This window comes from Leeia sp. (genome assembly GCF_041909055.1).
GTDB lineage: Bacteria > Pseudomonadota > Gammaproteobacteria > Burkholderiales > Leeiaceae > Leeia > Leeia aquatica.
In genome coordinates, this window is the sequence record NZ_JAYREC010000002.1 from 24,555 (window position 1) to 37,973 (window position 13,419).

15 protein-coding genes are annotated in these 13,419 nt (G+C 59.2%); 11 read left to right on the forward strand and 4 right to left on the reverse strand.

Features of this window, described 5'->3' with window-relative positions; genetic code table 11:
- Positions 1–174 precede the first annotated feature (174 nt).
- From ACE3O2_RS05750 to ACE3O2_RS05765, 4 genes are all read left to right on the forward strand, one after another.
- Positions 175–825, forward strand: a complete 651-nt coding sequence (locus tag ACE3O2_RS05750) for a hypothetical protein (protein ID WP_374335613.1) — start codon at positions 175–177, stop codon at positions 823–825.
- A gap of 252 nt (positions 826–1,077) precedes the next feature.
- A complete protein-coding gene (locus ACE3O2_RS05755; protein WP_374335615.1) occupies positions 1,078–2,565 on the forward strand; it encodes a hypothetical protein in 1,488 nt (495 codons plus the stop codon).
- Positions 2,566–2,625: 60 nt separating this feature from the next.
- Entirely contained in the window at positions 2,626–2,904 is a 279-nt protein-coding gene (locus ACE3O2_RS05760; RefSeq protein WP_374335617.1) for a hypothetical protein, read from the forward strand.
- Between the two features lie 102 nt (positions 2,905–3,006).
- The gene (locus tag ACE3O2_RS05765) at positions 3,007–3,411 is read left to right on the forward strand and encodes a DUF4431 domain-containing protein (protein WP_374335619.1); all 405 of its coding nucleotides are present in this window, start codon (positions 3,007–3,009) and stop codon (positions 3,409–3,411) included.
- Positions 3,412–3,482: 71 nt separating this feature from the next.
- On the opposite strand, the gene ACE3O2_RS05770 is transcribed toward ACE3O2_RS05765, so the two are convergent.
- Positions 3,483–4,310 carry a pyruvate, water dikinase regulatory protein gene (locus ACE3O2_RS05770; RefSeq protein WP_168875819.1) on the reverse strand — a complete coding sequence of 276 codons (828 nt, stop codon included), beginning with the start codon at positions 4,308–4,310 and terminating at the stop codon, positions 3,483–3,485.
- Positions 4,311–4,607: 297 nt separating this feature from the next.
- Here ACE3O2_RS05770 and ppsA point away from each other — a divergent pair, with 297 nt between their 5' ends.
- From ppsA to ACE3O2_RS05785, 3 genes are all read left to right on the forward strand, one after another.
- Positions 4,608–6,995, forward strand: coding sequence for a phosphoenolpyruvate synthase (ppsA, locus tag ACE3O2_RS05775; protein WP_374335621.1), 2,388 nt, complete (start codon positions 4,608–4,610; stop codon positions 6,993–6,995).
- Between the two features lie 130 nt (positions 6,996–7,125).
- Positions 7,126–7,419, forward strand: coding sequence for a hypothetical protein (locus ACE3O2_RS05780; RefSeq protein ID WP_374335623.1), 294 nt, complete (start codon positions 7,126–7,128; stop codon positions 7,417–7,419).
- 245 nt (positions 7,420–7,664) lie between these two features.
- Positions 7,665–7,877, forward strand: a complete 213-nt coding sequence (locus ACE3O2_RS05785) for a hypothetical protein (protein ID WP_374335625.1) — start codon at positions 7,665–7,667, stop codon at positions 7,875–7,877.
- 258 nt (positions 7,878–8,135) lie between these two features.
- Here the strand turns inward: ACE3O2_RS05785 and ACE3O2_RS05790 are convergent, their stop codons facing one another.
- The gene (locus ACE3O2_RS05790) at positions 8,136–8,429 is read right to left on the reverse strand and encodes a barstar family protein (RefSeq protein ID WP_374335627.1); all 294 of its coding nucleotides are present in this window, start codon (positions 8,427–8,429) and stop codon (positions 8,136–8,138) included.
- Between the two features lie 295 nt (positions 8,430–8,724).
- Between ACE3O2_RS05790 and ACE3O2_RS05795 the strand changes: the two genes are divergently transcribed.
- The 4 genes from ACE3O2_RS05795 (at position 8,725) to ACE3O2_RS05810 (ending at position 11,574) form a co-directional block, all read left to right on the forward strand.
- Positions 8,725–9,192, forward strand: a complete 468-nt coding sequence (locus ACE3O2_RS05795; protein ID WP_374335629.1) for a hypothetical protein — start codon at positions 8,725–8,727, stop codon at positions 9,190–9,192.
- Between the two features lie 54 nt (positions 9,193–9,246).
- A complete protein-coding gene (locus ACE3O2_RS05800) occupies positions 9,247–9,534 on the forward strand; it encodes a hypothetical protein (protein WP_374335631.1) in 288 nt (95 codons plus the stop codon).
- An 81-nt stretch (positions 9,535–9,615) separates the two neighbouring features.
- A complete protein-coding gene (locus ACE3O2_RS05805; protein WP_374335633.1) occupies positions 9,616–10,050 on the forward strand; it encodes a hypothetical protein in 435 nt (144 codons plus the stop codon).
- A 729-nt stretch (positions 10,051–10,779) separates the two neighbouring features.
- Entirely contained in the window at positions 10,780–11,574 is a 795-nt protein-coding gene (locus ACE3O2_RS05810) for a sterol desaturase family protein (RefSeq protein ID WP_374335635.1), read from the forward strand.
- On the opposite strand, the gene ACE3O2_RS05815 is transcribed toward ACE3O2_RS05810, so the two are convergent.
- The gene (locus ACE3O2_RS05815) at positions 11,518–12,708 is read right to left on the reverse strand and encodes an MFS transporter (RefSeq protein ID WP_374335637.1); all 1,191 of its coding nucleotides are present in this window, start codon (positions 12,706–12,708) and stop codon (positions 11,518–11,520) included. The genes ACE3O2_RS05810 and ACE3O2_RS05815 overlap by 57 nt on opposite strands.
- A 142-nt stretch (positions 12,709–12,850) precedes the next feature.
- Positions 12,851–13,342 carry a DUF1579 domain-containing protein gene (locus tag ACE3O2_RS05820; RefSeq protein WP_168875809.1) on the reverse strand — a complete coding sequence of 164 codons (492 nt, stop codon included), beginning with the start codon at positions 13,340–13,342 and terminating at the stop codon, positions 12,851–12,853.
- Between the last annotated feature and the right edge of the window lie 77 nt (positions 13,343–13,419).

Below are 13,419 nucleotides of genomic sequence, written 5' to 3' on the forward strand. Positions count from 1 at the left end.
TTCAGTCGACTTCCACCATCGTGGTGGACATGCAGCGTAGTGTGCACCGCGCTCGCTGAACGGGTTATGAATGCCTGCGTATCCTCCGTACAGGGTTAAATCCGGTGAACTGCAGGGCGGATATGCTGGCAACATGATATGCTTGCTGCATGTCTGATTGCCTGCAACCCTGATATGTCCTTGCCCCGCTTCCCCAATCTGCCCGCTGCCATCTATATGGGGCTGTTCTCGGTCAGCAGCTTTTGTACCGCCATCCTGATGCTGTCCGGTGGCTACAACACCTTTGGCTTGCAGCAGATCCTGAATAAAGACGGCGATACCCTGAACGCAGGCGGGCTGGAAATCTGGGGCCTCAATCAGCTGTTCATGTTGCTGTCCGCCCTGTTCATGCTGATGGGGCTGGGCTGCATGCTGTGGCTGCGCTGGCGCGGCAAATCACCGTCCATGTGGTTGAGCATGCTGCTGCTGCCGGTTGCCTTGTTCCTGCTCATCACCTTCTACCCGCGCCCGTTTGAATTCCAGCTACGCTACTACCAAGGCCCGGCATTTGCCACTTACGTGCTGCTGGCGCAGGACTCCGGTGACTTCATCGACGGCAATGAAGACCGCTTCTACGGCCAGATGGACAAGCGCGGTGTTGAAACCTATTACCTGGATAACGGTGAGAGCCGCTACTTTGACTGCATCACCGAGCGCAACTGGTGGTGGGGCAAGCTGGCGGTGCATCACGGCCGTTACTTCATTCTGGATGCCAATCATCACCTGGCCTTGCTGCAGCAATACTGCAAACCGACGGCAGCACCGGCTGAAGCAGGTGAACTCTGAGGGGCTGCTGCCCGGTGCTCTCGGCATTGATCTCAATGCTGTGGCAGGTGCTGCAAAGAAGCGTACTTTTCCCTGTCCGGTCAAAAGTGACAAACCCATATCCCATGCGGGATAGCGCGGTATTTTTGATCTTTTGTGCGGCAAGGCGGGCAACGGAAGAAATATTCCGCACCGAGCGGTTTCCCGGCTATTGAATTGACCTGCATACCTGCGGCATCATCCTGCGCTTTCCTTATGTATGAATGAGTGTTCATGGACTGGAACCGTGCGGCGCGCGAGTACCTGGATGCGTATGCCCGGCAGCAAGACCTGCCCGGGGGTATCCGCTTTTTCAAGGCCCTGCAGCAAGCAAGGCTGGATGGCACCCCCGCCAGTCTCGACAGGCTGGACGCGTTGCTGGAGCAGATTCATGACAAAGCAGGGCTCAAGGCCGCTGATCTGAGCCAGGATCCTGCTGTGCAGCGCTTTGCCAATATGGTGTCGTTCTATATTGGGTCTTACCTGTCAGCGCGGATAGGTACCGACCTGACCTGGGGAACGCGTGAGCAGATGCTGGCGCAGTATCCCGATACCTTTAAGCTGGGGGACAAACCAGAGAACCGGCTGGTCGCATACGCGCTCGGTAAAGCGTTCACGCCGCTGACCTACCTTCACCAGAAACTGTTTGCACAACGGGATGTGTCGCTGCAAACAACCCTCCAGCAAACGCTGGACACCTATCATGCAGCAGCACGCCAGGATCCGAACATTTGGGTGCCGCTCATGCTGCGCCTGTACGCTGACAAGGAATATATTGGCGACCGGATCGCACTTCGCGCCGCGCTGGAGCGGCTGACGCTGGACTACTCGCTGGAGAGTCTGACACGGGTCGATGCATTGCTGAGAACCATCCGCAAAGGGCAAGCCCCGGTCTATGGTGACTTCATTACCCACCCGGACACCGTCAACTTTCTGCAATTCCTGGCATTCTATTTTGCGACCACCGTAGCCCGTAATGGCCCCTATGTGCTGACCTGGCATACCTACGAAGAGGCCCAGAAGCTGGGCATGGGGTGGGACCTGGCATTCGAGCTCACCCACTGGGCCCGCCTGAATGATGCGCTGTATTCTCCGCTGCTCACCATAAACGAGATACTGTTTGGTGAGAGGCAAACCAGCTGCACGCAGCATGCCCAAGACATTTTCCGGCTGAATCCGCCAACGCCTACGGAGCCGGATGAGGAGGAGGGCGGCTTGACCTTGCTGGCCATGGAGAAAGCGGCACTGGACCCTGAGCAAGCCAAAGCCTGCGAGGAGGCAGGCATGATGCTGGCTTATGGACGGTTCATGTCGGCAGGGCTTCAGCCGACGACACCGACCATCCTGTATCCGACCCAGAATGGCGGCGGTCTGATGGTGCCCATCATGGAGGAGTCAGAAGAGGATGCGATATACCGCGCGGATGAGATCTTGTGGAGCAATCCGGAAAAAGCCGCGTTCGCGGTACTCGTGCGAGATGCCTACCACGACTATCCTCCCGGGCAGGAAAAGGATGTGGTCGTCAATCTTGCCGTCTACGGGCACGCTGCCATGACTGTGACGGTAGCGGCACCTTATCCGGTGATTGCGAAAGACAACAGCCTCCGTCTTCATCCGGTTCGCATCAACAAATGCTCGCTCAACCGGGATTACCACGAATCCATCCTCGACCATGTCCGGATTGGCATGGCCCGGTACGGCAGCAAGAAGCGCAAAGACTGATTGCCAGTGATGGGTATTCAACCCCCAGCGGCGCAGAATGCATCCCGGCAAGCACCCCTGATGCCAGCCGCCTTCTGGCACCACTTTCTGCGCATCCCTCGCTACCGGCGCAATACCTGTTGGGCAGCGATGACCCTGTTGCTGTTTGCGGCCAGTCTGCTGTACACCCACCCTTGCTGCGCGGATGAAGTCGCGTATGGGCTGGTGCTGCTCCTGGGCTGGTTGACCGCCGTGCAGGGTATCTTGCTGGGGATGGATGCGGCGATCTTGCTATGGTGGCGCAGACGTGCGAGACACGAGGCATCCCGAACTGCTGCAACGCATCGCCCTGAGCGCTGAGGCTGAGTACGAAGCCTTGATATGATTACGTACAATTGACCGTACCCGCACTGCTGTCTGGATTCAGCGTCGCCTGATCTGCCCCAAGGAGCCATCCCCATTATGACCTTCCGCTGGTTTGCCCTGCTGGCCGCGTTCAGCCTTGCCCCGGCCGCCCGTGCTGCAGATTGCCTGCATTACGCCGGTGCGCCGCTCACGCTCACGGGAACCGTGACCCTGAAAACCTTCTACGGCCCGCCCAACTATGGCGAGAGCCCAAAGACGGATGCGCGCGAGGTGCAGGCGGTGCTGGTGCTGCCCAAACCGATCTGTGTGGCGGCGAACCCGCAAACTGAAGAAGAAGCTGAAACGGGCCAGCGGCTTATTACCCTGGTGCCGCCCGCTGGTATGCGCTTCAAGCCTTACCAAGGCAAGACGGTGGTGCTGACCGGCACACTCTTTCACGCCATCACCGGCCACCACCACACCCCGGTGTTGATGGAGGTGACGCGGGTCACCCTCAAGTAGCCCGCACAGTCATGCTGCAGTCCGGCGCACATTCTGCGGTGCGCCGTCTACACTGAAAGCAGGCAAGGCGATCAGAACAGCCGACGGGTAAGCCCGGCAGTGTGGATCAGGGTGGAGGCCAGCTCTTCCACCGATTTATGGGTGGCATCCTGGAAGGAGATGCGCTCGCGGCGCATCAGCGCTTCGGCTTCGGCGATTTCGAACCGGCAATTGTCCAGCGAGGCGTACTTGCTGTCTGGCTTGCGCTCGTTGCGGATCTGCTGCAGGCGGTCGGCGCGGATGGTGAGGCCGTACAGTTTGTTGCGGTAGGGCTGCAGCACGCTGGGCAGGGTCATGCTGCCAAAGTCTTCCGGCACCAGCGGGTAGTTGGCGGCGCGGATGCCGTAGTGCAGGGCAAGGTAGAGGCAGGTGGGGGTTTTGCCAGAGCGGGATACCCCAACCAGGATCACATCCGCCTCTTCATAGTATTTGGTCTGGCCGCCATCATCATTGGCCATGGTGAAGTTCACCGCGTCGATGCGGGTTTTGTAGTCGTCGTTGTCATCAATGGCATGGCTTTTGCCCATGGTGTGCGACGACTGCATGCCGAATTCCTGCTCCAGCGGGTCGATGAACTTCTCGAAGAAGTCGAGGTGCAGGGCATTGTTGCGCTGGCGCAGCGCGTTGCGGATCTGGCTGTCCACCATGGTGGAGAACACCACCGGGCGGTGCCCCTCCTGCATGCAGATGTCGCCCAGCTGCTGTGCCACTGCCTGTGCCTTTTCGATGGTGTCGATGAAGGGCAGGGTGGTACGCTGGAAGTCGATGTCTTCGAACTGGGTGATCAGGCTGTGGCCGAGCACTTCGGCAGTGATCCCGGTGCGGTCGGAAACGAAGAACACCTTGCGGCGGTGCGTCATGTTGGCTCTCTGCTGGAGGGGGGATGGACGATTATAGACGGAGAATGGGCGCTTTCGGCAGCGTTCGGCGCTGAAAAATACGTTAATCTAGTCAAACTACAGGCTGTCTCGGTGGGTTTGCGTAACATAATGACTTTTCATCCTTTTTACAGTGCGAACGCGCACGGTAAAAACGAAACACGGTAGAATGCGCGCATTCCACGCCGCCCCCTCGGTGCACTGCAGCAAACTGGCTGCCTGCGGCCTTGGTGCGTGTGCGTGTTGCCGGTTTTGATCGTAATCAACGGGAAATCGACGATGTCGCAAAATGTAGTCTGGTTCGAGCACCTCCGCATGACGGACGTGGAACGGGTAGGGGGCAAGAATGCCTCGCTGGGTGAAATGATCAGCCAGCTGGCCGGTGCCGGTGTGCGGGTGCCGGGTGGTTTTGCCACCACAGCTGAAGCGTTCCGCCGCTTCCTGGCCGAGAGCCACCTCACCGACCGCGTGAACGAAGCCCTTTCCCGGCTGGACGTGGACGACGTCACCCAGCTGGCCAAAGTGGGTGCCGAAATCCGCCAGTGGGTGATCGACGCCCCGCTGCCTGCCGATCTGGAACAGGACATCCGCACCGCCTACGCCAAAATGGAAGCCGACTCCGGCGCCACCATCTCGGTGGCCGTGCGCTCCAGCGCCACGGCGGAAGACCTGCCGGACGCCTCTTTTGCCGGCCAGCAGGAAACCTTCCTCAACATCTCCGGCATCGAGCAAGTGCTGGTGGCCATCAAGCACGTGTTCGCCTCGCTGTACAACGACCGCGCCATTTCCTACCGCGTACACCAGGGCTTTGAACACGCCGAAGTGGCACTGTCTGCCGGTATCCAGCGCATGGTGCGTTCGGACAAAGGCTCCGCCGGGGTGCTGTTCACCCTCGATACCGAATCCGGCTTCAAGGACGCCGTGTTCCTCACCGCCAGCTATGGCCTCGGTGAAACCGTGGTGCAAGGCTCGGTGAACCCGGACGAATTCTACGTCTACAAACCCAACCTCACCGCCAACCGCCCGGCCATCCTGCGCCGCAACCTCGGCTCCAAGCTGATCCGCATGGAATTTGCCGACAAGGCCGAAACCGGCCGCTCGGTGCGCGTGGTGGACACCACCCAGAGCGAGCGCCGCCAGTTCGCCATTTCCGACGCCGACGTGCTGGAGCTCTCCCGCTACGCCATGATCATCGAGCAGCACTATGGCCGCCCGATGGACATCGAATGGGGCAAGGACGGCGTGGACGGCAAGCTGTACATCCTGCAGGCCCGTCCGGAAACCGTGAAGTCGCAAGACGCCCGCGTGGAAACCCTGCGGCGCTACCGCCTGAAGCAGCGCTCCAATGTGCTGGTGTCCGGTCGTGCCATCGGCCAGAAGATCGGCCAGGGCGTGGTACGACTGGTGAAAGACGCCTCCGAGATGGACCAGGTCAAGCCCGGCGACGTACTGGTTACCGACATGACCGACCCGGACTGGGAACCGGTGATGAAGCGCGCCTCCGCCATCGTCACCAACCGCGGTGGCCGCACCTGCCACGCCGCCATCATCGCCCGCGAGCTGGGCATCCCGGCGGTAGTGGGCTGCGGTGACGCCACCCACCTGCTGAAAGACGGCCAGCCCGTCACCGTCTCCTGCGCCGAAGGCGACACCGGCAACATCTACGAAGGCCTGCTGGAGATCGACGTGATCGACCTCGCGCTGGACAAGATGCCGCCCGCCCCGGTCAAGCTGATGATGAACGTCGGCAACCCTGAGCTCGCCTTCGACTTCAGCCAGCTGCCCAACGAAGGCGTAGGCCTCGCCCGGCTGGAATTCATCATCAACCGCATGATTGGTGTCCACCCCAAGGCGCTGCTGGCCTACCCGAACCTGCCGTGGGACCTCAAGGCCCAGGTGGAAGAGCGCATTGCCGGCTACCCCAATGCGGTGGAGTTCTATATCGCCAGACTGGTGGAAGGCATCGCCTCCATTGGCGCCGCCTTTGCCCCGAAAAAGGTCATCGTGCGCATGTCGGACTTCAAGTCCAACGAATACGCCAACCTGATCGGCGGCACCAACTACGAGCCGCACGAAGAAAACCCGATGATCGGCTTCCGTGGCGCCTCCCGCTACATCTCGCCGGAATTCCGCGACTGCTTCGAGCTGGAATGCACCGCCATCAAGCGCGTGCGCGACGACATGGGCCTCACCAATGTCGAAGTGATGATCCCCTTCGTCCGCACCCTGGACGAAGCCCGCCAGGTGGTTGAGTTGCTGCGGCAGAACGGCATCGAGCGCGGCAAGAACGGCCTGCGCCTGATCATGATGTGCGAGATCCCGTCCAACGCCATCCTCGCCGAACAGTTCCTCGAATACTTCGACGGCTTCTCCATCGGCTCCAACGACATGACCCAGCTCACGCTGGCGCTCGACCGCGACTCCGGCGGCCCCATCGCCAGCCTGTTCGACGAACGCAACGATGCCGTCAAAGCCATGCTCAGCATGGCCATTGCCGCCTGCCGCAAGCAAGGCAAATACATCGGCATCTGCGGCCAAGGCCCCTCCGACCACCCGGACTTCGCCAAATGGCTGGTTGAGCAAGGCATCGAAACCGTCTCGCTCAACCCCGATACCGTGGTCGAAACTTGGCTCTACCTCGCCCGCGAGCTGGGCCAGAAAGCCTGAGTGTTCTTCTGCTTCAAACAAAAACCCCGTACGAGAGTGCGGGGTTTTTTATTGGGGGTCTCCATCACGGTAAACTAACGAGAAGCGCCCAGACCGTGACCGCTGTCACACAACCCAAGGCTTGCCTATCTTGAAGAAGAGCATTCTGTTTGTTGTCGCCATCCTTGCGCTAGCGGGTGCATGGCTGTTGCTGCATAAAACACCACAGCCCCCCGCCTTGTCAGAGTTATATCTTGCCAAATCCTCATGCTACCGCCATGGCTATGTGATGTACCTGAAGCATAAAAAAATAGCGTTTAAGGAATATGAGGATAAGGTTGTGGTGCCGGGAGACGCTGGAGTCCAATACGCCACCGCTTATCAGGACTTTATGCACGTCAATGAAGCCTTGGGATTGAAGTGCCCAATGGTGGAGGGGCGATGATTGAACAGCGCGCCATTCAGCAGGTAGGGCGCAATAACCGCAGGGCATTGCGCCGCGTGTATGCATCATAACGAGGCATGCTTGAGGTATCCACGCCTGCAGCCAGTTGGAGGAGCGAGGGTGGTATACCAACCGTGAAGGGCGCTAACTGGCGTTACCCGCAGGCGGTAGTGCATACTTTTCCCACCCTGAATGCCCTGACAATCATGGCACGCTTGTGTGTAGCACACTGGTCAGGGCCACCGATGCGGCGCAATGCCCTGCGGTTATTGCGCCCTACTGCACTGAACCCGGACGACGCACAGCAACAGCGCAAAGCCTTCCGCATCTTTCTGGAAACCCTGCTGCTGGCCGAGCTGGGCGAACACTTGATCAACGACCCGGCGTTTCAAGGCATGGTGGACGACATCCAGACCGTGATGGAGCGGCAGACCGAGACGCAGGTGCTGATTGAGTAGGCGATTGGTGGGCTGTTGGGGCGGTAGCAGGATGACCGCCCTAACTTTCGGCAAAGCTTGAAAGTCAGGTCAAGTCGAAATTTCAGCACGTTCATGCGCCCTGAGCCGTCTCGAAAGAGAGGCGTGGTACGGTGCAATGCCTCAGGTATTGCGCCGTACGCGGGCGAAGAGCCGGAAACCCCGACCGCGACCGAACCGCAGATGCTAAAGTGCCCACCAGATCGGCAGGCTTTTTTAAAATCGATCACAATTCCATTGCTAAAGAGTTATTGATACCTTTAATTGATCAGGATATTTCCCCTGTGCATCAAGTAAAGTCTCTCGCAATATTTCTGCATCCCCGCCCATGATTGCAGAACTTTTCGCAAATGAAGACCAAACAATTTCTATTCGCTCATCTGAAAGCAATGCTTCTGACAGACAATCCCATAGAGCGTCAGGGTTCATTCCATAATAATCTGAAAATTCAAGTTTTTGCTTAAGTAGGCCGTGGAATTCTTCCGCCGAGAGCACTTCATTCCCGTTAATTGTCACACTATGAATCTGCTGCATTATTGCACCTTATTAAACGTTGTATAGTTATCGCTTGTCGTGTATATAAGTCCGTCATTGGAATGCAAAATTAGATCATTACCACGGTATTGGCTCTGATAATTCAGTGCAGCAAGGGAAGGGCGCAATAACCGCAGGGCATTGCGCCGTGTGTGTACATCATACCCGAGGCTTGCCTGAGCCATCCCGCCTCCAAGCCCGCTGGCTGATCCCGTGCCGTAACGGCATGCGTGAAAGGCTGCCACAGGCTGAACAGTATGGTAGCGTGTACCCCAAAGCGGATAAAGGAGTCGGCATGACTATTCCAAGAGTCAGCTGGTATGTGTTGGCGATGGGCGTGGTATTGCTGCTTATGGCGCGCATGCCCGGCATGATGACGCTGATGCTGGCCGTCCCCATGCTGATTTGGGCTCTGGCGGGCCTGTTGCGGCGCACACGCCTCCACCCCAGGGCGGTATATATGCTGGGTTTGCTGGTGGCCGCGGCAGCCTGGGGCGGGCAATACTACCGCAGCTGGTCTATCGAACAAGATGCGAGCGTCGTTGCTCAAGCGATTGTCCAATACCATGCCCGCACCGGGCACTACCCAGCCAAATTCGACACTATTGGGTACAACGCACAGCAGCTCCGGCAACAGCTGGGCTTGCACTATTGGCGGGATCGTGAAGGTCGGCCTGCTCTGATATACCAGTCGCCATGGACGGTATTTGAAACGTATAACTACGACTTTGCCCAGAAAAGCTGGCATTTTGTTGGAGACTGATGCCGACTGACATCAAGCGTATTACCCCTCTCGCACCAAGTATCGGAAGGAAACATGAAGCCCGTCACCCGCCACCATCTGTACAGCCTGGCATGGTCTGCGCTACCCCTGCTGTGGGTGGCGCGGGACGGCATGGCCTTGGCACACTCGGGCTTGATATTTGTGCTGGTATGCCTGTCACCGGGGCTGCTGGTCGCCGGGCTGATTGAAGCCCATAGCACTGGCTCCTTCTATGGTGTGGCGCTGCTGGTCAACATGCTGTTCTACGAAGGCATCTTCCTGCTGCGACGATGGAAAACCCGCCGTGCGGCGGCGCAAGCAGCGAAGTCGGGGGGCTGCTGAGCGCTGAGGGGAGAGGTGCAGCGAGCGACGGTCCTGGCAATTGTCAGGATGACAGGTGCTGGTGCAGAAAAAGGAGAGTGTATGCGCATAACACAGTGCTGGGGTTTGCTTATGCTGGGCGTGGTCACGCTGCTGAGCGGCTGCCAGCCTGCCCCGGCGGAAATCACCCTGAAGGAAGGCGACGCGCGCATTGCCATCACCAAAACCCGGGCCGTAACATCCGATGAGAAGGTCGACCGCCACCAAACCCTGTTGTATGGCACCTTACAGATCAGCCAGTCCACCTTACGCCATACCCGTGCTAACCTGAATTGCCTGACCGCTACCATGGGGAACCAGCCTGATAGAGGGGGTTATGTCGATTCGATCGCCAGCGTATTGGCCAATCCTTATCCCCTGCAAAGAAAAGAGACCACCATCAAGGTTTACTGGGTCTTTGATGGGGCGCTAGATGCGGAGCGTGTGCTGAACGAAGCGCAAGTGGCGCTCAAACCGGGCTGTGTGCTGTTGTACTGAGTGGATGGGGGAATAGTGGAGGCGTCCACCGAAACACTGGAGCAAGCGAGAGCAATTGCTGTGAAGCAAGGGTAGGCGCAATGCCCTGCGGTTATTACGCTCTACGCAGGCTAAATAAATGCAGCCTGGTCACTCAACAGTTCGTGAAACATGTCAGTGCATGCTTCAGCTTCGGTTTGAAACCTCTTGGGGGAAAATTTGCTTCCACGCTCATAATAGAAAACCTCCCAACCATTGGCGTCCTCTTCTAAGCACAGTGCCATATTCGAAGAGCCTGATATGCTGTAGGCGTTTGGTCTAACCCCTGCTGCTTGCAGGGCTCGTACAAGCTCAAGCTTCGTGCTTATAACCACATGACCCCCTTCGTGATTTCCTGCAGTTGCTGGCATGATGGCCTCTTGAAGTCGCTACTCTGTTGAATACTAAGTGACTGCTGTGATGTAAAGCCTAATAACCATCGAGCACAACCTTCCATGTGTGCATCATACCCGAGGCTGTCTGAAAGTACCCACGCCTGCGGGTTGGCAGGCTGGGATGCTGTCTTGCGCCTTTGGGTATCAATAAATGGGACTTTCTTTTGCGGCGTGGCGGGCATGGGCAGGCTTGCTACCATGCAATCCATGTGCATTCGCACATGCTCGTTTCTGTACCACTTTGAATGACGGGCAGGCAGCGGGTACCTGCTTCAGGTACCACTAGCCTGCTTGATGACCGGAGGCGCAGGGCCCCATGCCGTATCAGGAGCAGTTCCTTCCCGCAGTATTGATTGTACTGAGTACCAGTGTATTTCTGGTGGTGGAGCGGGTGGCGCCGGGGCGGGCCTTGCCGAATGCGCGCGGCTGGTATTGGCGGGCGGGCTGGATGAACCTGCTGCAGCTTGGCCTGATCGGGCTGGGCGGTTTGACGTGGAATCGGTATTTCCGGGGGCACGCCCTGCTGCAGATTGGCGGCTGGTCTAATCCGGTACTGGAAGGCCTGTTCTACTGGTTTGTGGGCACCTTTGTGTTCTACTGGTGGCACCGCCTTCGCCATGCCAGAGGCTTCTGGTTGCTGTTTCACCAGATTCACCATAGCCCCAGCCGGATTGAGGTACTGACCTCGTTCTACAAGCATCCGCTGGAGATTGCGGCGGACTCGATCCTGACCGGCCTGCTGATCTACTGCGTGATGGGGGGTACGGCAGAGGCGGGGGCGTGGACCTCCTTGTTTGGTGCAACCGGTGAGTATTTCTACCACGCCAATATCCGCACACCGAAATGGCTGGGTTACCTGATTCAGCGCCCGGAGCATCACGCCATTCACCATCAGCTGGACGTGCACCACTATAACTATGGCGATCTGACCCTGTGGGATCGCCTGTTTGGCACGTTCAAGGAGGCCGAAGATTTTGTCCCGGCCTGTGGCTTTCCGGGGAACGGTGAGGCGCGCCTGGCAGACATGCTGCGCTTCAGGGACGTTTACGCGGCTTCAGCTCAGCTGGAGACGCCCCCGCCGCTTGATCCCCAGCCCCAGCACGGCGAGTAGTGCGAGGGCGAGGAAGGGGAGGACGGTGAGGTTGACCGATTGCCAGCCCCAGGTGTTGAGCAGGCCACCGGCGGAGAGGGAGGCGAGGCTGACCAGGCCGAACATCAGGAAGTCGTGCGCGGCCTGCGTCTTGGCGCGTTCGCTGGGCTGGTAGGACTCGGTGAGCAGGTTGGTGCCGCCGATGAAGAGGAAATTCCAGCCCACACCCAGCAGAATCAGCCCGGAGAGGAAGTGCAGGAAGTCGATGCCGCTGAGCGAGATCAGCACCTGTAACGCCAGCAGGGCGATGCCCAGGCCCATGATCGGCAGCACGCCAAAGCGGCGGATCAGGTTGCCGGTGAAAAACGAGGGGATGAACATGCCGAGCACATGCCACTGGATGACAGTGGCGGAGGCCCCTTGCGGCTGGCCGCAAAGCTGCATGGCGAGCGGGGTGGCGGTCATCACCATCGCCATCACGGCATAGCCGACGGCAGAGCCGATCACGGCGGTGAGGAAGACCGGCTGGCGCAGGATGGTGAGCAGGGGTCGCGCCGGGCCGTGTTGCTGGCTCACCTGCATCGGCGGGATGTGGGTGCGGCTGACGATGAGCATGGCCAGCAGGCTGAGGCCAAACAGCACCAGATAAGCGGCGAGGTAAGGCAGCGGGCTGATGCTTTGGGTCCAGCGCCCGATGTTCGGCCCCAGCAGACCCGCGACGATACCACCCGCAATCACCCAGGAGATGGCGCGGCTTTTGAAATCCGCGCTGGCAATGTCGGCGGCGGCAAAGCGGTAGTACTGGGCAAAGCCCTGATAGCCGCCCACCAGCGTATTGGCGAGGACAAACAGCCAGAAGTGATGCAGCCAGAGGGCCAGTGCAGCCAGCAGCCCGGCGGCGCAGCCCAGCCCGGTGCCGAGCAGGAAGCCCGCCTTGCGGCCATGGCGCTGCATCAGCAGGGAAGCAGGGATCATGGTGGCCGCGGCACCCACCATCATCATGGCAATCGGCAGGGTGGCCAGCCGCTTGTCGGTGGCCAGCTGCTGGCCAATCAGCCCGGAGAGGGTGAGCACCATCACGGAAATGGTCTGGAACAGGGCCTGCGCACTGGCCAGCAGCAGCACATTGCGTTTCTCGGCGGGGGTGGGCTGCATGGGTGGCCTGACGGGCTGTTGAGGGCATCACCCATTACCCTTTCCGGGCGACAGGCTGGCGAATGGCATATGGCTTGCCCTGCCAGCATACCGCGCCCACCGAGTGAACTCAATGGGCTGTGGCTACTGCTCCCCTTGCGGGTCAAACCGGTTGGGCTGAGCCTTCCCCGGCGGGGTGGAAAATCATGATCCAGTTGGTTTCCCAGGTCTGTCCGTTGTCTACCGAGAAGGCCTGCTCCCAGCGCGGGGTGCCGTCCTTGGCGGGGTACCACAGGAAACGGACTTTGATGTCCCGACCCTGAAACACATCGTCCGCCAGGAAGCAGCCCACGCCATTTTCAAAGCTGCCGCGCATGGGGGCATCCAGCGTGCCGGGAAAACGGCCATCCAGCCACCAGATACTCCATTGGCGGGTGGCGGGGTCAAAGGAGCGCAGGGTGATGGCGCGATAGGCGCCTCCCGGCATCTCCAGATAGTTGTCATCAATATTGCCCATGCCGCCCAGGATGTGCTGGGCATGGGAAGAGCCGTGGAAGTGATCCCATTCCTGGCAATTGGCCAGACGCTCTTTCAGGCGCTGGTGCTGGATATTCCAGCGGCCCATGAAGAAGTCAAAATCGGTACTGGAGGACATGTGCTGCCTTTCTGCTGAGCGCCTTCCGGGGCGGTAATGTGGGCCTCAAGCGGCGCTGCCAGGCCGTTGCCAGCCTG